This is a genomic window from Streptomyces sp. NPDC056169 (assembly GCF_042268445.1).
Taxonomy (GTDB): Bacteria; Actinomycetota; Actinomycetes; order Streptomycetales; family Streptomycetaceae; genus Streptomyces.
Genome location: NZ_JBHJUO010000031.1, coordinates 48,685 through 66,221, shown reverse-complemented (window position 1 = coordinate 66,221; position 17,537 = coordinate 48,685). Strand labels below are relative to the sequence as shown.

The following is a 17,537-nucleotide window of genomic DNA, read 5'->3' as shown; positions in this document are numbered from 1 at the left end:
CAACGCTCCGCGTTGACTCCCTCCTCCGCCTTGCGATGCACGGCACCAGACGCCGCTCCCTGATCCGGCCTGATCGACAAGACACCCCCTAGGGCGCTCCCTGATCCGGCCTGATCGACAAGACACCCCCTAGACCCCTCAGAAGGAGCACCCGCCATGAAGGCGCTCACCCGCAAGCTCGCCACCGTCGGTTCGGCGCTGGCCATGGCCGCGAGCGGCCTGCTGTTCGCCTCGTCCCCCGCCTCCGCCGCCGAGATCTGCCACGCGGAGACCTGCCACGGTCGCGACCCGGCGACGACGATCTGCGCCGACGACGCCCGGACGGTGCTGTGGGACCGCACTGGCAGGGTCGAACTGCGGTACAGCCCGCAGTGCCGGACCGCCTGGGCCCGGCAGGCGTTCGGCGGGGCGGGCCGGATCACGGTCAACAACTCCCAGGGAGCCGTCTTCGCGGCGGACTACGTCGGCATGAACCCCGTGTGGACCCGGATGGTGAACGACAAGAACATCACCGCCTGGGCCTGCGGGAACTGGACCGACGGGCAGTACGGCTGCACGAACAGGTACTGACCCCTCGTCATCCCGCACCCAGGAGCCCTCATGCGCACCTCCGTCGTCTCCCGGCTGGGCGCGTTCGCCTCGGCGTCGGTCCTCGCCGCGACCGCCCTGATCTCGGGCGCATCCCCGGCCTCCGCCGCCATCCCCTGTCAGGGGAGCGGCTGCGCCGGCCTCGACCCCGCCACCACCGTCTGCCAGAGCGACGCCCGCACGGTACGGACCGCCGACTGGGGTGTCGAGCTGCGCTACAGCCCCACCTGCCGGGCCGCCTGGGCGCGCAAGACCTCCGGCGCCTCCTTCGACACGGTCATCCGGGTGCACAACTCCCAAGGGGCCTCGGAGAGTGTCTATTACGGCGGCAACGGAACGGCGTACACCGCGATGGTCAGCGACAAGGACATCCTCGCCTGGGCGTGCGAGGTGCGCGCCTACGAGACCCTCCAGACCCACTGCACCGGCAGTTACTAAGGACGAGCGCCCATGACCACGGTCACCGGACCGAACCCCCGCCGCCGTACCCTCCTCACCGGCGCCTTCGCCCTCGGCGCCGCCACCGTCCTGCCCGTAGGCCTCGCCGACCGGGCGCGGGCCGCCGCCGGCGTCCCGGTGATCGCGGACTGCGCCGCCTGGGGCGCCCGCCCCGCGAGCAGCCCCCTCACCATCCTGCCCACCCCGCCCGTCAAGATCATCGTGCACCACACGGCCACGCCCAACGTCACCGACTACTCGCAGGGTCAGGCCTTCCAGCTCGCCCGCTCCATGCAGAACTGGGCGATGGACGACCGGAGTTGGATCGACACCGGGCAGCACTTCACCGTCAGCCGCGGCGCGTACATCACCGAGGGCCGCCACAGCAGCCTCGCCGAACTCCAGCGCGGCACCCGGACCGTCGAGTCCGCGCACTGCACCGGCCAGAACACCGTCGCCATCGGCATCGAGAACGAGGGCACCTACACCTCGGTCGACCCGCGCGGCGCGCAGTACGCGGCGCTGGTCGACCTCTGCGCCCACATCTGCCGCCAGTACGGCCTGCGGGCCTACCAGATCTACGGACACCGGGACTTCAACGCGACCGAATGCCCCGGTGACCGCCTGTACGCGCTGCTCCCGCAGCTCCGGCGGGACGTCGCCGCGCGGATCGGCGGCGACCCGACGGCCCCCGTCTGGCCGCTGCTGCGCACGGGCGACACCGGCGACCGGGTGCGGGCGCTCCAGCACCTCCTGATCGGGCGGGGCGCCGTGCTCACCGCCGACGGGTCGTTCGGCCCGGCCACCGAGAAGGCCGTACGCGACGTCCAGAGCCTGACGCGGGCGACGGCCGACGGCCTGGTCGGCAACCAGACCTGGCACCAACTCGTCGCGCCCGTACGGCGGGACGAGTCGGGGGAGGCCGTCAAGGCCGTCCAGGTCCTGCTCGGCGCGCGCGGGGTCCCCACCACGGTGGACGGCGTCTTCGGAGCCGGCACCCAGGCGGCGGTCACCACCTTCCAGACGGGCGCGGGACTTCCCGCCGACGGTCTCGTCGACGCCCGTACCTTCGGCCGCCTGCTCGGCTGACCCAAGCGACAGCCGGACTTCCCACCTCGCAGGAGGAGCACTCAGTCATGCCCTCGCACACTCTCCCCGCCGGCCGATGGGCGGTGCTCCTCGCCGCCGTCGTCGCCCTGCTCGTCGGCCTCGTCTCCCCGGCCCAGGCCCTGGGCGGCGCCTTCGCCCCGACCCAGAGCAAGGGCAACCGCGGCTCGGACGTCGCCGCACTCCAGTACCTGCTCAACGCCCAGGGCGCCGGGCTCACCGCCGACGGCGTCTTCGGCGCCGGCACCGACTCGGCGGTCCGCTCCTTCCAGACGGCCAAGAGCCTCGACGCCGACGGGATCGTCGGCCCCAACACCTGGAAGGCGCTCACGCCCACCGTGCGGGAGGGGAACCAGGGCGAGGCGGTGAAGGCCCTCCAGCACCTGCTCAACGCCAAGCGCGGAGCCGGCCTCACCGTCGACGGCGCCTTCGGCCCCGGCACCGCCTCGGCCGTACGGACCTTCCAGGGCCACGCGGGCCTGGGCGCGGACGGCGTCGTGGGCCCGGACACCTGGACCAACCTGCTCTGGCATTACGAAGCCATCGACTACGCCTACAACGCCGGCACGCTCTGCAACCAGAGCCCCGACGGCAACGCCTCCGCCGACTGGGGCACCGCGGCCGCCGTCGCCCAGCTCGAAGCCGCCGCCCGCAGCTTCTCGGCCCTCGGCCGCGGCAAGGTGCCCGTCGGCGACGTGGGCTTCGAGCACGGCGGCACCATCAACGGCCACGCCAGCCACCAGGTCGGGCTCGACGCCGACCTCTGGCCCGTCCGTACGGACTCGGCCCAGTGCGGCGGTTCCCGGATCACCTGGCAGTCGGCCGCCTACGACCGCGGCGCGACCCGCGAGCTGGTCAAGGCCCTGCTCGCGGCGGCTCCCGGCCACGTGAAGTTCGTGTACTTCAACGACCCGCAGCTGATCGCGGAGGGGCTGACGGTCCAGTACCCCAACCACGACAACCACCTGCACATCCGGTACTGCGAGCCGGTCCACCCGAACGCCTCCTACCAGTGCTGACCGCTGCCGCCACGGCAGCCGTGACCCCGAGGAAGACGACACGATGAGAAGGATCCCGGGCTTGGCGGCCACGCTGCTCGCCACCCTGATGGCCGCGCTGACGGCCGGGCTGCTCTCGGCGGGCCCGGCCCTCGCCGCCGACTGGCCCCTCGTCCGCAAGGGCGACTCCGGCGTCCAGGTGACGACCGTCCAGCATCTGCTGACGGCCCGCGGCCACGTCACCGGCGCCGACGGCGCCTTCGGCGACGGCACGGAGGCCAAGGTGAAGAGCTTCCAGAGCGCCTCCGGTCTCTCCCCGGTGGACGGCATCGTCGGCGCGGACACCTGGTCCAAGCTGATCGTCACCGTCCGCAAGGGCGACAACGGATCCGCCGTCAAGGCCGTGCAGACGCAGCTCAACCGGTACGGAGCGGGCCTCGCCGTCGACGGCGACTTCGGCGACGGCACCGACGGCAAGGTCAAGAGCTTCCAGGGCTCCAAGGGTCTCGACGCGGACGGCATCGTCGGCCCCGACACCTGGCGCGCCCTGGTCACCGGCACCTCCGGCGGCAGCGGCGGCAACAGCGGCCTGCTGACCCACTCCGGGGCGGCCGCGATCTTCACCTCGGCCGGCGGCATCAACTGGACCTCCTCCGGTAACTGCTCCAACCGCAACAGCACCACCTGCACCTCGTTCGACGGCCTGCGCCGGTCCTCCGCCGACGGCACCGTCACCCTGCGCAGGGCGAGCGGCTGCGCCCTGACCATCACCGGCGGTACGGAGGCCGGGCACATGAGCGGCACGTACAGCCACTGGAACGGCTACAAGATCGACTTCAGCCCGACCGCCTGCCTGAGCAACTACATCACCGGCACCTTCCCCAGGACCGGGACTCGCGCGGTCGACGGCGCGGCGCTCTACACCGCCCCCTCGGGCAACATCTACGCCCGTGAGAGGGACCACTGGGACGTGACCTTCCTCAACTGACGTCACCTCATCCCGAGCGATCCCCAGCGATTCCGAGCGATCCCCAGCGATTCCGGCGACGGCGGGCGGCCGCGGCGCAGCATGCCGCGGCCGGCCGCCGTCGCGCCATGTCTCCCGTACCGCGTCTCCCGTACCGCCTCCGCGCCGCCTTCGCCCCACCAACGGGTGCCGAGAACATGCATGCCTTCTGATTTCGGGTCATATTGAGCTCTAAGTCACACTTAGGGACATATGGGAGGCACTCCATGCGCGGAGCCACGCACGCCAAGTGGGCCGCACTGGCCACCGCAGTCGCCCTCGCGGCGACCGCTTGTGGCGGCGGCGACGACAGCGGCGGCGGCGGAGGGGCCGACGGCATCGTGACCTCCTCGTGGGGAGACCCGCAGAACCCACTGGAGCCGGCCAACACCAACGAGGTGCAGGGCGGCAAGGTCCTCTCCATGATCTTCCGGGGGCTCAAGCAGTACGACCCGAAGACCGGCGAGGCCAAGGACATGCTCGCCGAGAAGATCGAGACCACCGACTCGACCAACTTCACCATCACGGTCAAGGACGGCTGGACCTTCTCCAACGGCGAGGCGGTCACCGCCAAGTCCTTCGTCGACGCCTGGAACTACGGCGCCCACCTGAAGAACAACCAGAAGAACGCCTACTTCTTCGGCCAGATCCAGGGGTACGACCAGGTTCACCCCGAGAAGGGCGAGCCCACGGCCGAGACCATGTCCGGCCTCAAGGTCACCGGCGGCCAGACCTTCACGGTGAAGCTCACCCAGAAGTTCTCCACCTGGCCCATCACCCTCGGCTACGCGGCCTTCTCACCGTTGCCCCAGTCCTTCTTCGACGACCACGCCGCCTGGCTCTCGAAGCCGGTCGGCAACGGCCCGTACACGGTCAACTCGTACTCCAAGGGCTCCGAGATGGCCCTCAAGCGCTGGGACGGCTACCCCGGCACCGACAAGGCCCAGAACGGTGGCATCACCCTCAAGGTCTACACCGACAACAACACGGCCTACACCGACCTGACGGCCGGGAACCTCGACCTCGTCGACGACATCCCCGCCGCCCAGCTCAAGAACGTCTCCGCCGACCTCGGCGACCGGTACATCAACGTCCCCGCCGGCATCATCCAGACCCTGTCGTTCCCCTTCTACGACCCCGCCTGGGACAAGCCCGGCCAGGAGAAGCTCCGCCAGGGCCTCTCCATGGCGATCGACCGCGACCAGATCACCGAGACGATCTTCCAGAAGACCCGCACCCCCGCCGTCGACTGGACCTCCCCGGTCCTCGGCGAGGAGGGCGGCTTCAAGGACATCTGCGGCGACTTCTGCAAGTACGACGCGGCCGAGGCGAAGAAGCTCGTCGCCGAGGGCGGCGGCATCCCCGGCGGCACCATGAAGATCTCGTACAACGCCGACACGGGCTCCCACAAGGAATGGGTCGACGCGGTCTGCAACTCCATCAACCGCGCCCTCGGCAATGACAAGGCCTGCGTCGGCAACCCCGTCGGCACCTTCGCCGACTACCGCAACCAGGTCACCTCGCAGAAGCTCACGGGCCCCTTCCGTGCCGGCTGGCAGATGGACTACCCGCTCATCCAGAACTTCCTGCAGCCGCTGTACTACACGAACGCCTCGTCCAACGACGGCAAGTGGTCGAGCCCCGAGTTCGACAAGCTCGTCAACCAGGCCAACGCCGAGCCCGACATCGCCAAGGCCGTCGGTCTCTTCCAGCAGGCCGAAGGCGTCCTCCGCGACGACATGGGCGCCATCCCGCTCTGGTACCAGAACGGCAGCGCCGGCTACTCGGAGAAGGTCACCAACGTGACCCTCAACCCGTTCAGCGTCCCGGTCTACGACCAGATCAAGGTCAACTGACGTCGTAGGAGGTCGGCGGCGTACGGCCCGGCCCGCGGACACCACCGCGCCGGGCCGTACGCCTTCCCCGCACACCTCCCCGGAGCCATCCCCCTACCCGGAGCCAACCCCCGGAGCCCCCCATGGGTCGTTATGTGATCCGGCGACTGCTGCAGATGATCCCGGTCTTCTTCGGCGCCACGCTGCTGATCTTCCTGATGGTGAACGTGATGGGCGATCCCATCGCCGGTCTGTGCGGCGACCGCCAGTGCGACCCGGCGACCGCGGCGCAGCTCGAGAAGGAGTACGGACTCGACAAGCCCGTCTGGCAGCAGTACCTGATCTACATGGGCAACGTCTTCACCGGCGACTTCGGCACGGCCTTCAACGGTCAGGAAGTCACCGAGCTGATGGCCAGCGCCTTCCCGGTCACCATCCGTCTCACCCTCGTCGCCATCTTCTTCGAGATCATCATCGGCATCAGCCTCGGTGTCCTCACCGGCCTCAAGCGCGGCCGCCCCGTCGACACCACCGTGCTGCTGCTGACCCTGGTCGTCATCTCCATCCCGACCTTCGTCACCGGCCTCCTCCTCCAGCTCCTCCTGGGCGTGAACTGGGGCTGGATCAAGCCGGCCGTCTCCAGCGACGCCCCACTGAACGAGCTGATCGTCCCGGGCCTCGTCCTCGCCTCGGTCTCCCTCGCGTACGTCACCCGGCTCACCCGGACCTCGATCGCCGAGAACAAGCGGGCCGACTACGTCCGCACCGCCGTCGCCAAGGGCCTGCCCCGCCACCGGGTCATTACCCGCCACCTGCTGCGCAACAGCCTCATCCCGGTGGTGACCTTCATCGGCACCGACATCGGCGCGCTCATGGGCGGAGCCATCGTCACCGAGCGGATCTTCAACATCCACGGTGTCGGCTACCAGCTCTACCAGGGCATCCTCCGCCAGAACACCCAGACCGTGGTCGGCTTCGTGACCGTCCTCGTCCTGGTCTTCCTGGTGGCGAACCTGCTCGTCGACCTCCTGTACGCCGTCCTTGACCCGAGGATCCGCTATGCCTGAGCAGCCTCAGCCGTTCGACGACGGCCGCGCGATCAACCACACCGGCGCCGGCGGCGGCACCGACCTCGCGATGGACGAGGGCGAGACGCTGGAGAAGACGCCGGGCGGACCCAAGGGCACCGGTGCCGACAAGAAGCCCCGCTCCCTCTGGTCCGACGCCTGGCTCGACCTGCGCCGCAACCCGATCTTCATCATCTCCGGGCTGATCATCATCTTCCTGGTGATCATCTCGATCTGGCCCCAGCTCATCGCCAGCGGCAACCCGCTCGACTGCGACCTCTCCAAGGCGCAGGAGGGCTCTCAGCCCGGCCACCCCTTCGGCTTCAACGGCCAGGGCTGCGACGTCTACACCCGTACCGTCTACGGAGCCAGGGCCTCCCTGGAGGTCGGTCTCTTCGCCACCGTCGGCGTGACCCTCCTCGGCTCCGTCCTCGGCGGCCTCGCCGGCTTCTACGGCGGCGCCTGGGACGGCTTCCTCTCCCGCATCACGGACGTGTTCTTCGCGATCCCCGTCGTCCTCGGCGGCCTCGTCCTGCTCTCCGTCGTCAGCAACAACAGCGTCTGGCCCGTCATCGGCTTCATGGTGCTCCTCGGCTGGCCGCAGATCTCCCGCATCGCCCGCGGCTCCGTCATCACCGCCAAGCAGAACGACTACGTCCACGCCGCCCGCGCGCTCGGGGCCTCCAACAACCGGATGCTGCTCCGCCACATCGCGCCCAACGCCCTCGCGCCCGTCATCGTGGTCGCGACGATCGCCCTCGGCACGTACATCTCGCTCGAAGCCACGCTCTCCTTCCTCGGCGTCGGCCTCAAGCCCCCGACCGTCTCCTGGGGCATCGACATCTCCTCGGCCGCCCCCTACGTGCGCAACGCACCGCAGATGCTGCTCTGGCCCTCCGGCGCGCTCGCCATCACGGTGCTCGCCTTCATCATGCTCGGCGACGCCGTCCGCGACGCCCTCGACCCCAAGCTGAGGTAGGGACCCATGCTGCTCGAAGTGCGTGACCTGCACGTGGAGTTCCACACCAGGGAGGGGGTGGCCAAGGCGGTCAACGGCGTCGACTACTCCGTCGACGCGGGGGAGACCCTCGCCGTCCTCGGCGAGTCCGGCTCCGGCAAGTCCGTCACCGCCCAGGCCGTCATGGGCATCCTCGACATCCCCCCGGGAAAGATCACCCAGGGCGAGATCCTCTTCCAGGGCCAGGACCTCCTGAAGCTCTCGGAGGCCGAACGGCGCAAGATCCGCGGCGCCAAGATGGCGATGGTCTTCCAGGACGCGCTGTCCTCCCTCAACCCCGTCATCAGCGTCGGCGAACAGCTCGGCGAGATGTTCCAGGTCCACAAGGGGATGTCGCGGAAGGACTCCAAGGCCAAGGCCGTCGAATTGATGGACCGGGTCCGCATCCCCGCCGCCAAGGAACGCGTCGGCCAGTACCCCCACCAGTTCTCCGGCGGCATGCGCCAGCGCATCATGATCGCGATGGCGCTCGCCCTCGAACCCGAGCTGATCATCGCCGACGAGCCGACCACCGCCCTCGACGTCACCGTCCAGGCCCAGGTCATGGACCTCCTCGCCGAGCTCCAGCGCGAGCTCAACATGGGGCTCATCCTCATCACCCACGACCTCGGCGTCGTCGCCGACGTCGCCGACAAGATCGCCGTCATGTACGCGGGCCGGATCGTCGAACAGGCCCCCGTCCACGAGATCTACAAGGCCCCCGCCCACCCCTACACCAAGGGCCTCCTCGAATCGATCCCGCGCCTGGACCAGAAGGGCCGGGAGCTGTACGCGATCAAGGGCCTGCCGCCCAACCTCCTGAACATCCCGCCCGGCTGCGCCTTCAACCCCCGCTGCCCCATGGCCCAGGACGTGTGCCGGACCGACGTACCCCCGCTGTACGACGTGACCGAGTCCCCGGTGCCCCGCGCCAGCGCCTGCCACTTCTGGAAGGAGTGCCTCCATGGCTGAGGCGATTCTCGAAGTCCGGGACCTCCACAAGCACTACCCGCTGACCCAGGGCATCCTCTTCAAGAAGCAGGTCGGCGCCGTCAAGGCCGTCGACGGCGTCGACTTCGACCTCGCCGCCGGCGAGACCCTCGGCATCGTCGGCGAGTCCGGCTGCGGCAAGTCGACCGTCGCGAAGATGCTGGTCAACCTGGAGCGGCCGACGTCCGGCACCATCCGCTACAAGGGCGAGGACATCACCAAGCTGTCCCCCCGCGCCCTCAAGGCCGTCCGCCGCAACATCCAGATGGTCTTCCAGGACCCGTACACCTCGCTCAACCCGCGCATGACGGTCGGCGACATCATCGGCGAGCCGTACGAGATCCACCCCGAGGTCGCCCCCAAGGGGGACCGGCGCCGCAAGGTCCAGGACCTCCTCGACGTCGTCGGCCTCAACCCCGAGTACATCAACCGCTATCCGCACCAGTTCTCCGGCGGCCAGCGCCAGCGCATCGGCATCGCCCGCGGCCTCGCGCTCCAGCCCGAGATCATCGTGGCGGACGAACCGGTCTCCGCCCTCGACGTCTCCGTCCAGGCACAGGTCGTCAACCTCCTGGACCAGCTCCAGTCCGAGTTCTCCCTCTCGTACGTGTTCATCGCCCACGACCTGTCGATCGTGCGGCACATCTCCGACCGGGTCGGCGTCATGTACCTCGGCCGGATCGTCGAGATCGGCAGCGACGCCCAGATCTACGACCACCCGACCCACCCGTACACGCAGGCGCTGCTCTCGGCCGTCCCGGTCCCGGACCCGGAGGCGCGCGCCCACCGCGAGCGCATCATCCTCACCGGCGACGTCCCCTCCCCGGCCAACATCCCCTCCGGCTGCCGCTTCCGCACCCGCTGCTGGAAGGCCCAGGAACGCTGCACCCTGGAAGTCCCCCTCCTCGCCGTCCCGGCGGTCTTCCGCCTCACGGACAGCCCGGCGAAGCACGACTCGGCCTGCCACTTCGCGGAGGAGAAGCAGGTGGTCCCGCCGGAGAACGGCACGAACGGCGAGACGGACGAGCAGACGAACGGCGGGGAAGAGCCCAAGTCGCTTTAACCCGCAGGCAACTCGACCGACTCGGCTCCGATATACGGACACGTCAGGATCATCCACGTACGGCCGTGCGGGTGCCGTGAGCCGGCCGGGGCGCGCAATGTCGCCCCGGCCGGCTTTTGTGGTCCCCCTCGTCACCCCCGTCCATGCGGAACCGCTTGTTTCGGTCGGTCACGACCGTGAGTATCGGGTCCGTGACTGTGACACGACCGGCACGTCTCACGGGCGCCGCGTTATGCGCCGCGCTCGCCCTCATGGCCGCCGTGTGGATCCTCAAGGACCTCGCCGTGGTCGGCTCACCCGCCGACCTCGCGCTGGCCTGGACCGGGGACCACCTCTTCCTGGTGAGGGGACGGACCGCCACGTCGTTCGTCGACCCCCTGCTCCTCGCCGTCTCCGCCGCAACCGCCGTCGCCGCCCTGCGCTCCCGCCACGCCGCTTCCGCGCTCGTCGCCACCGGCGCCGTCACCCTCGCCGTGCGCCTGCCCGGCCTCTGGGCGCCCGGAAGCGGCGCGCTCGTCACCGCCCTCCTCGAACTCGCCCTCGCCACCGGCCTCGTCGTCACCGCCGCCGCGGGCCGCCGCCGCTCCGACGGCCCGCACGAGCAGCTCCCCACCCGCCCCCGCACCGGCCCCGCCGTCGCCGCCGGTGTCCTCCTCGCGTTCGGCGTCCTCGCCTTCGTCCTGTGGGAGGCGTACTGGGCCGTCGAACTGCCCCTGGAGATCACCGTCGACCGGTTCCTCGGCGGCCGGTCCATCCTCACCCCGGCCCTCGCGCCCCCGCCCGGCTGGCTGTCGGTGACCCTCATCGGGCTGTACGGGACCGCCGCCGTCTCCGCCTTCGCCCGCGCCCGCCACACCCGGTCCTTCGGACTCCTCGCCGGGGCGTGCCTGGCGGCCGACGGCCTCACCGAGTTCGTGCGCGTCGTCCGCTTCGGGCTGCTCACGTACGTCGTGGACGGCTCCACCGTCGAGCAGGCGCAGGTCCTCAGCGCCGTCTTCGGGCTGGCCGGCGGCCTCGCGGTCCTGGTCCTCCTCGCCGGGCGCGGCGTCCCGCCGCCCGCGCCCGCCGCGCCCGCGCGCTACGGCCCGTACAACTCGTACAGCTCGTACGGACCGCCCCCGGCCCCGCCCTACCCGCCGCCGCCCGGCTGGTGACTCACTCCGGCACGGTCATCCCGAGCGACCTCCTCAGGAAGTCCACCTGGAGCAGGAGCAGGTTCTCCGCCACCTGCTCCTGCGGGGTCATGTGCGTGACCCCGGACAGCGGCAGCACCTCGTGCGGCCGGCCCGCCGCGAGCAGCGCCGAGGAGAGCCGCAGCGCGTGCGCGAACACCACGTTGTCGTCGGCGAGACCGTGCACGACCATCATCGGCCGCGCGGGCTCCTCCGGCGCCGTCAGGCCGTCGTCGGTGAGCAGCGACTGCGCCGCGTACACCTCCGGATCGCCCTGCGGGGTGCCGAGGTACCGCTCCGTGTAGTGCGTGTCGTACAGCCGCCAGTCCGTCACCGGCGCCCCGACGACGGCCGCGTGGAAGACGTCAGGCCGCTGGAGCACCGCCCGGGCGGCGAGGTAGCCGCCGTACGACCAGCCGCGGATCGCCACCCGCCCCAGGTCCAGCGGGAAGCTCCCGGCCAGCGCCCGCAGCGCCTCCACCTGGTCGTCGAGCGTCGGCGTCAGATCGCGCAGGAGCGCCTTCTCCCAGGCGGGGGAGCGGCCGGGCATGCCGCGCCCGTCCGCCACGATCACCGCGAAGCCCTGGTCGGCGAACCACTGGGACGTCAGATACGGGTTGTGGGCGGCGACCACGCGCTGCCCGTGCGGACCGCCGTACGGATCCATCAGGACCGGCAGTGGCCCGTCCCCCTCCGCGTACCCGGAGGGCAGCAGCACCGCGCACGGGATCCGCCGGGCCCCCGCCTCCGTCAGCCGCACCCCGGCGGAGATCACCGGCTCCTGCGCGTACGAGCCCACCACCGCGACCTGCTCGCCGTCCCGCAGCACCCGCGCCACGCTCCCCGGCGTCCCCGGCCGCGCCGAGACGAGGACCGTCACCGGCCCCGAGCGCACCGCCCCGTGCACCCCGACGCCCTCGGAGAGCCGCTCCGCACCCCGCTCGGACACCCGGTACACATGGACCTCGCCGGTCTCCGGCTCCGCCGCCTCCGCACCCGCCGACGCCGATACGAGGACGTCGTCCTCCCCGAGGCCGAGCACCGCCCGGACGTGCAGCGCCCCGTCCGTGAGGAGCCGCTCGCCGACGGCGAGAGCCCTGGCCCCGCTCTCGTCCGTGACCCGGACGAGCCGCCCGTCCGGAGACCACGCCGGCACCCCCGGCAGCAGCTCCAGCCACGCCGGGTCCTCCTCCGCCCGCACGGTCGAGGTCGCCCCGGACTCCGTGTCCACCGCCAGGTTCAGCTGGGACCGCTGGTCCCGCGCCTGGACGAGCAGCAGCGGCGCCCCGGCCGCCGACCAGTGCACCCGCGCGACGTACGGATACCGCTCGCGGTCCCACACCACCTCCGTGCGGGCCCCGTCGAGGCCCACGAGGAAGAGCCGCACCTCCGCGTTGGCCGTCCCCGCCGCCGGGTACCCGACCTCCTGCGGCGCCCGCCCGGGATGCGCCGGATCGGCGATCCACCAGCGGCGTACGGCCCGGTCGTCCGCGCGGGCGACCAGCAGCCGGTCGGAACCCGGGGACCACCAGTAACCCCTGTCCCGGCCCATCTCCTCCGAGGCGATGAATTCGGCCAATCCGTAGGAGATGTGACCGTCCTCCGGAACGGCGAGCCCCCGATCCCCGGAACCGTCCGCTCCGACCACCCGCAGCGCGCCCTCCGCCACATACGCGACGAGCCGCCCGTCCGGCGAGGGACGCGGGTCGATCACCGGCCCCGGCACCGCGAGCTCCCGCGCCGTCCCCGCCCGCAGCTCCGCCGCGAACAGCCGCCCCGACAGGGCGAACGCCGCCAGCTCCACGGCCGAGTCCACCGCGTACGCCACGATCCCGCCGGAGCCCTCCCGGCTCCGTTCCCGGCGCGCCCGCTCCTCCGGCGACAGCTCCTCCGCCGCGCCCGCGAGCAGCGTCTCCGGATCGGCGGCCACCCGCTCCACCGGCGGGCCCTCCGCCGGCAGGTCGAGGACCCACAGCCGGTGCGAACGGTCGGTCCCGGAAGCCGATCTGACGAAGACGACGCGCTCCCCGTCGGGGGAGACCGAGAAACCGCGCGGAACGCCCAGCGTGAACCGCTGGGTCCTGGCGTGCTGGCGGGGGAAGGAGAGCGCGGCCCGGGGTGCGGCCGACGGCTGTGGGGACGGCTGGCGGGACGGCTGTCGAGACGAGGTCATGCGGCTGAAACTAGTGCCGTGCGCCCCCCTCGTGCCTCCGTCCGCCGATCGATGCGATGGCACGGATAGTTATGATCCGTAGCGCTAGGTGGGTATGTACTCGCATGGCACATGCTCCCTGCCCGATCCGTTCGAATATCCGACCGAAGAAGTGTGGAGGTGGACCGCCGTGGCACTCTCGATTTCGGTGGTGGTGCTGCTGGCGATCGTCGTCTTCCTGCTGATCCGGAAATCCGGACTCAGGGCGGGACACGCGGCGATCTGCGCGCTCCTGGGCTTCTACCTGGCGAGCTCGTCCATCGCCCCGTCCATCAGCACCCTCACCACCAACGTGGCGAGCATGATCGGCGGCCTCAAGTTCTGACCCCGCCGTAGCGGGAGGGGTCTCGTAGGGTGGGGACATGACCGATCTCCCCGCCCGTCGTCTGCTCCTCGTGCACGCGCACCCGGACGACGAGTCGATCAACAACGGCGCCACCATGGCCAGGTACGCGGCCGAGGGCGCCCTTGTCACGCTGGTCACCTGCACGCTCGGCGAGGAGGGCGAGGTCATCCCGCCCGGGCTCGCCCATCTGGCACCCGACCGGGAGGACCGCCTCGGCCCGCACCGCGTCGGCGAACTCGCCGCCGCGATGACCGAGCTGGGCGTCACCGACCACCGCTTCCTCGGCGGCCCCGGCCGCTTCCGCGACTCCGGAATGATGGGCGCCGAGCAGAACAAGCGGGAGAACGCGTTCTGGAACACGGACGTCGACACCGCCGCGCCCCACCTCGTCGCCGTGATCCGCGAGACCCGCCCGCAGGTCCTCGTCACCTACGACCCCGACGGCGGCTACGGCCACCCCGACCACATCCAGGCCCACCGGGTCGCGACGCGCGCCGCCGAACTCGCCGCCGACCCGGCCTACCGCCCCGACCTCGGACCCGCCCACGCGATCGCCAAGATCTACTGGAACCGCGTGCCCCGCCCGGTCGCCGAGGCCGGATTCGCCCGGCTGCGCGCCGAGGGCTCCGCCTTCCCCGCCGTCGCCGCGATCGACGACGTCCCCGGCGTCGTCGACGAGGACCGGATCACCACCGAGATCGACGCCGGACCGGAGCACACGGCCCGCAAGAGCGCGGCGATGGCCGCGCACGTCACCCAAGTCGCCGTCGACGGCCCCTTCTTCGCCCTCTCCAACGACCTGGGCCAGCCGATCTTCACCACCGAGTACTACGAGTTGGTCCAGGGCACCCCGGGCGCCCCCGCGGGCGTCCGCGAGACGGACCTCTTCGCGGGGGTGACCGCGTGAGCGCCGCCTCCCGGGCCTCCTCGGGCCCCTCGCCCCGTCCGCCCGCCGCGACGGCCCCGGCCGCCCTCCCGACCTCCCGCGGCGCCCGGTACGCCTGGTACGGCGTCCTGGTCGTCCTCGGAGTCCTCGTCGGGACCGCCGGAGCGCTCGTCCAAGCCGCCTGGTTCCCCGGCGGCTTGCTTCTCGCGCTCCTCGCGACCGCCGCCGTCTTCTACGGCGGACTCCGCGCCACCGGCACCCAGGTCGGCGTCGTCGCCGCCGGCTGCGGCTGGCTCCTCGCCGTCGTCCTGCTCAGCTTCGGACGCCCCGAGGGCGACGGGGTGTTCGGCGGAGGCGGCGGCGAGCTGCTGTTCCTCTTCGGCGGCATGGCGGTCGCTGTGATCTGCGCCACGCTGTCCCGGCTGCCGCGACCGGCCCCGTGAACAGGACGACTTGATACCGGAGACGCCCTGACTTCGGCCGGATTGCCCGTCGTCCGCCGCCCATGGGTCGGGTATGCGGCGGCGCTGCCCAGTATGGTGGTGCGCGCCGCCGAACCGCCCGGGTTACACGAGCATCTGCAAGAGCGGGCGGTGGAGCCAACCGGGAGATCCTGCTTTGAGTCGTGAAACTGGTCGAGAGACTGACAGTTCGTCCTCCGGCGCCCAGGGGCGCGGTGGAGCCGCGTACCCCTCGGGTACACCGCCGTACGGATCCCGCCAGTATCCGTCGCTCCACCCCTCGCAGGACGCGCCGGAGGAGACCCCCGTCGCGCCCGCGCCGCCGGAGGAGCCCAAGACCGAGACGACGCTGACGACCCGCATCCGGATCAACATCCCGGGTTCGCGTCCGATCCCGCCGGTCGTGGTCCGTACGCCGGTCGCCGAGGCGCCCGCGGCGGAGAGGGAACCGGAGCCGAGGCGCGCACCAGCGCCCGTCGCGGAGCCGGTGCCCGCGCCGGTGCCCGAGCCGGTCGCGGCTCCGGAGCCGGTGGGCGCCGAGGAGGCGCCGAAGGCGAAGGAGACGAGCGACTGGTTCGCCCCGCGCAAGGCGTCGCCCGCCCCCGCCCCGACCCCGGCACCCGCGCTGCCGTCCGCCCCGGCGGCACCCGGCCCGCTCACCGCCGCGCCGGACGCCCCCGGCACGGGCTTCGCGGGCTCGGCGACCTCCGGCGTCCCGACGGTCGGCACGACCCCGTCGAGCCGCCCGGTGGCGTCGAACCCGGGCGCCGGCAACCCGCTCTACGAGAGCGGCACACCGGCGGGCGGCACGCCCCGGTACGAAGGGACCCCGGGCTACGACGCGACGCCGATGTACGACGGGACGCCCTCGGGCGGGACACCGATGTACGACGGCACCCCTTCGGGCGGGACGCCGGCGTACGACGGCACCCCGGCAGCGGGCACGCCCCTGTACGACGGGACGCCCTCGGGCGGCACGCCCGCGTACCGAGGCCCGGCCGGGGGCCCGACCGGCCCCACCACCGGCCCGGTCACCGGCATCGCCTCGCTCGGCGGCCCGGCACCGACGGCGCCGTTCCCCGGCACGCCCGGTGCGCCCGGTGCGCAGGGCGGGGCCCCGCGCATGTCCGACGACACGGCGATCCTGACCCCGCAGCCGCCCGCCCCGAAGCCCCCCCAGGGACAGGGCCAGGGCCCGGCCCAGGGACCGGGACCGATGCGCCCGCAGGCGCCCGGCCAGGGCATGGCGGCCGACGGCGCCGGCCACATCTCCGGCGACACCCTCACGAGCGGCATCCCGGTCGTCCCGCCGTCGGCGGCCCGCCCGAACCTCACCCCGCGCATCGAGGAGACCCCGGCCCAGGCCCCCGCGCCCGCCGCGCCCCGGCCCGCCCCGGCCCCGAGCCGCGCCCAGGCGAAGAAGGGCCGCTCCAAGCTGGTCCTCGTCGCCGTGGGCGTCGTCGGCCTCGCGGGCGTCGCCTACGGCGCCGGACTGCTCCTCAACCACTCCGACGTCCCCAAGGGCACCACGGTGCTCGGCGTGGACATCGGCGGCGGTACGAAGGAGGAGGGCGTCAACAAGCTGGAGGCCGCCCTCGGCAAGCGCGCCGCCGCGCCGCTCCAGCTCAGCATCGGCGGCAAGAAGGTCCAGATGCCGCCCGAGAAGGCGGGCCTGGCCCTCGACAGCCAGGAGACCGTCCGCGGGGCCGCCGGCAGCGACTACAACCCGGTCTCCGTCATCGGCTCCCTCTTCGGCGGCGAGCGGGTCGCCAAGCCGGTCTTCCCGGTCGACGAGGAGAAGCTCGCCGTCGCCCTGCGGGACCTGGCGGGCGCCTCCGCCTCCGCGACCGAGGCCACGATCCGCTTCGCGCCGAACAAGGTCACCCCCATCGAGGGCAAGCCCGGCGCCGGCATGGACGTCCAGCGCTCGATGATCTCCGTCCGGGACGCGTACCGCGCCCAGGTCGAGACGGGCCAGGGCAAGGTCGTCGACCTCCCCGTCACCACCCTCCGTCCGTCGGTCACGAAGGCCGAGCTGGACCGGGCGATGAGGGAGTTCGCCGAGCCGGCCATGTCCGACCGGATCACGATCATCGCGGGCGGCAAGCAGATCCAGTTCGGCCCCGCGCGCTCGCTGCCGCAGATCCTCTCCATGAAGGCCGTCGACGGCCGCCTGATCGAGGTCTACGACAAGAAGGCGATCGAGCGGCTCCTCGACGGCGCCTTCGACGGCGTCATGATCACCAAGGGCGACGGCGCCAAGCACCAGGTCTCCGCCGACGACGTGGCCTTCGTGATGCGCGACGCCCTGATGGGCAAGACGAAGGCCGAACGCACCAAGGTCATCAACCTGAGCGGCAACGGCTGACGT

Annotated in this window: 16 protein-coding genes; 15 read left to right on the top strand and 1 reads right to left on the bottom strand. The window is 71.8% G+C overall.

Annotated features, from left to right (window positions below):
* Nucleotides 1-156: 156 nt before the first annotated feature.
* The 11 genes from ACFC0G_RS37030 (at nucleotide 157) to ACFC0G_RS36980 (ending at nucleotide 11,243) form a co-directional block, all read left to right on the top strand.
* Nucleotides 157-570 carry a DUF2690 domain-containing protein gene (locus ACFC0G_RS37030; RefSeq protein ID WP_376412674.1) on the top strand — a complete coding sequence of 138 codons (414 nt, stop codon included), beginning with the start codon at nucleotides 157-159 and terminating at the stop codon, nucleotides 568-570.
* Between the two features lie 30 nt (nucleotides 571-600).
* Nucleotides 601-1,026, top strand: a complete 426-nt coding sequence (locus tag ACFC0G_RS37025; RefSeq protein WP_376412672.1) for a DUF2690 domain-containing protein — start codon at nucleotides 601-603, stop codon at nucleotides 1,024-1,026.
* A 12-nt stretch (nucleotides 1,027-1,038) separates the two neighbouring features.
* The gene (locus ACFC0G_RS37020) at nucleotides 1,039-2,115 is read left to right on the top strand and encodes an N-acetylmuramoyl-L-alanine amidase (protein WP_376412669.1); all 1,077 of its coding nucleotides are present in this window, start codon (nucleotides 1,039-1,041) and stop codon (nucleotides 2,113-2,115) included.
* Nucleotides 2,116-2,162: 47 nt separating this feature from the next.
* Nucleotides 2,163-3,152, top strand: a complete 990-nt coding sequence (locus ACFC0G_RS37015) for a penicillin-insensitive murein endopeptidase (RefSeq protein WP_376412666.1) — start codon at nucleotides 2,163-2,165, stop codon at nucleotides 3,150-3,152.
* 61 nt (nucleotides 3,153-3,213) lie between these two features.
* The gene (locus tag ACFC0G_RS37010; RefSeq protein ID WP_376412663.1) at nucleotides 3,214-4,119 is read left to right on the top strand and encodes a peptidoglycan-binding protein; all 906 of its coding nucleotides are present in this window, start codon (nucleotides 3,214-3,216) and stop codon (nucleotides 4,117-4,119) included.
* A 245-nt stretch (nucleotides 4,120-4,364) separates the two neighbouring features.
* On the top strand, nucleotides 4,365-5,993 hold the full coding sequence (locus ACFC0G_RS37005; protein WP_376412660.1) for an ABC transporter substrate-binding protein: 1,629 nt from the start codon (nucleotides 4,365-4,367) through the stop codon (nucleotides 5,991-5,993).
* A 122-nt stretch (nucleotides 5,994-6,115) separates the two neighbouring features.
* Complete coding sequence (locus tag ACFC0G_RS37000) at nucleotides 6,116-7,039, top strand: ABC transporter permease (RefSeq protein ID WP_376412657.1); 924 nt, start codon at nucleotides 6,116-6,118, stop codon at nucleotides 7,037-7,039.
* Nucleotides 7,032-8,018 (top strand): ABC transporter permease, encoded by a 987-nt coding sequence (locus ACFC0G_RS36995; RefSeq protein WP_376412654.1) that lies wholly within the window; start codon nucleotides 7,032-7,034, stop codon nucleotides 8,016-8,018. The genes ACFC0G_RS37000 and ACFC0G_RS36995 overlap by 8 nt, the downstream gene beginning before the upstream one ends.
* A gap of 6 nt (nucleotides 8,019-8,024) precedes the next feature.
* Nucleotides 8,025-9,008 carry an ABC transporter ATP-binding protein gene (locus ACFC0G_RS36990; protein WP_376412651.1) on the top strand — a complete coding sequence of 328 codons (984 nt, stop codon included), beginning with the start codon at nucleotides 8,025-8,027 and terminating at the stop codon, nucleotides 9,006-9,008.
* On the top strand, nucleotides 9,001-10,089 hold the full coding sequence (locus ACFC0G_RS36985; RefSeq protein WP_376412648.1) for an ABC transporter ATP-binding protein: 1,089 nt from the start codon (nucleotides 9,001-9,003) through the stop codon (nucleotides 10,087-10,089). Before ACFC0G_RS36990 ends, ACFC0G_RS36985 begins: the two co-directional genes overlap by 8 nt.
* 191 nt (nucleotides 10,090-10,280) lie before the next feature.
* Nucleotides 10,281-11,243 carry a hypothetical protein gene (locus ACFC0G_RS36980; RefSeq protein WP_376412645.1) on the top strand — a complete coding sequence of 321 codons (963 nt, stop codon included), beginning with the start codon at nucleotides 10,281-10,283 and terminating at the stop codon, nucleotides 11,241-11,243.
* Nucleotide 11,244: 1 nt separating this feature from the next.
* Here the strand turns inward: ACFC0G_RS36980 and ACFC0G_RS36975 are convergent, their stop codons facing one another.
* The gene (locus tag ACFC0G_RS36975) at nucleotides 11,245-13,434 is read right to left on the bottom strand and encodes a prolyl oligopeptidase family serine peptidase (protein ID WP_376412642.1); all 2,190 of its coding nucleotides are present in this window, start codon (nucleotides 13,432-13,434) and stop codon (nucleotides 11,245-11,247) included.
* A 169-nt stretch (nucleotides 13,435-13,603) separates the two neighbouring features.
* Here ACFC0G_RS36975 and ACFC0G_RS36970 point away from each other — a divergent pair, with 169 nt between their 5' ends.
* The 4 genes from ACFC0G_RS36970 (at nucleotide 13,604) to ACFC0G_RS36955 (ending at nucleotide 17,534) form a co-directional block, all read left to right on the top strand.
* Nucleotides 13,604-13,798 (top strand): hypothetical protein, encoded by a 195-nt coding sequence (locus tag ACFC0G_RS36970; RefSeq protein ID WP_024756440.1) that lies wholly within the window; start codon nucleotides 13,604-13,606, stop codon nucleotides 13,796-13,798.
* A gap of 37 nt (nucleotides 13,799-13,835) precedes the next feature.
* On the top strand, nucleotides 13,836-14,726 hold the full coding sequence (gene mshB / locus ACFC0G_RS36965; protein WP_376412639.1) for an N-acetyl-1-D-myo-inositol-2-amino-2-deoxy-alpha-D-glucopyranoside deacetylase: 891 nt from the start codon (nucleotides 13,836-13,838) through the stop codon (nucleotides 14,724-14,726).
* Nucleotides 14,723-15,148, top strand: coding sequence for a DUF6113 family protein (locus tag ACFC0G_RS36960; RefSeq protein WP_376412636.1), 426 nt, complete (start codon nucleotides 14,723-14,725; stop codon nucleotides 15,146-15,148). The genes mshB and ACFC0G_RS36960 overlap by 4 nt, the downstream gene beginning before the upstream one ends.
* A gap of 73 nt (nucleotides 15,149-15,221) precedes the next feature.
* Nucleotides 15,222-17,534, top strand: a complete 2,313-nt coding sequence (locus ACFC0G_RS36955; protein ID WP_376412634.1) for a hypothetical protein — start codon at nucleotides 15,222-15,224, stop codon at nucleotides 17,532-17,534.
* The last annotated feature ends 3 nt before the right edge of the window (nucleotides 17,535-17,537 follow it).

Coding starts and splice junctions, on each gene's coding strand:
- ACFC0G_RS37030 (WP_376412674.1), top strand. CDS start 157: ATGAAGGCGCTCACCCGCAAGCTCGCCACCGTCGGTTCGGCGCTGGCC.
- ACFC0G_RS37025 (WP_376412672.1), top strand. CDS start 601: ATGCGCACCTCCGTCGTCTCCCGGCTGGGCGCGTTCGCCTCGGCGTCG.
- ACFC0G_RS37020 (WP_376412669.1), top strand. CDS start 1,039: ATGACCACGGTCACCGGACCGAACCCCCGCCGCCGTACCCTCCTCACC.
- ACFC0G_RS37015 (WP_376412666.1), top strand. CDS start 2,163: ATGCCCTCGCACACTCTCCCCGCCGGCCGATGGGCGGTGCTCCTCGCC.
- ACFC0G_RS37005 (WP_376412660.1), top strand. CDS start 4,365: ATGCGCGGAGCCACGCACGCCAAGTGGGCCGCACTGGCCACCGCAGTC.
- ACFC0G_RS37000 (WP_376412657.1), top strand. CDS start 6,116: ATGGGTCGTTATGTGATCCGGCGACTGCTGCAGATGATCCCGGTCTTC.
- ACFC0G_RS36995 (WP_376412654.1), top strand. CDS start 7,032: ATGCCTGAGCAGCCTCAGCCGTTCGACGACGGCCGCGCGATCAACCAC.
- ACFC0G_RS36990 (WP_376412651.1), top strand. CDS start 8,025: ATGCTGCTCGAAGTGCGTGACCTGCACGTGGAGTTCCACACCAGGGAG.
- ACFC0G_RS36985 (WP_376412648.1), top strand. CDS start 9,001: ATGGCTGAGGCGATTCTCGAAGTCCGGGACCTCCACAAGCACTACCCG.
- ACFC0G_RS36975 (WP_376412642.1), bottom strand. CDS start 13,434: ATGACCTCGTCTCGACAGCCGTCCCGCCAGCCGTCCCCACAGCCGTCG.
- mshB (WP_376412639.1), top strand. CDS start 13,836: ATGACCGATCTCCCCGCCCGTCGTCTGCTCCTCGTGCACGCGCACCCG.
- ACFC0G_RS36955 (WP_376412634.1), top strand. CDS start 15,222: ATGCGGCGGCGCTGCCCAGTATGGTGGTGCGCGCCGCCGAACCGCCCG.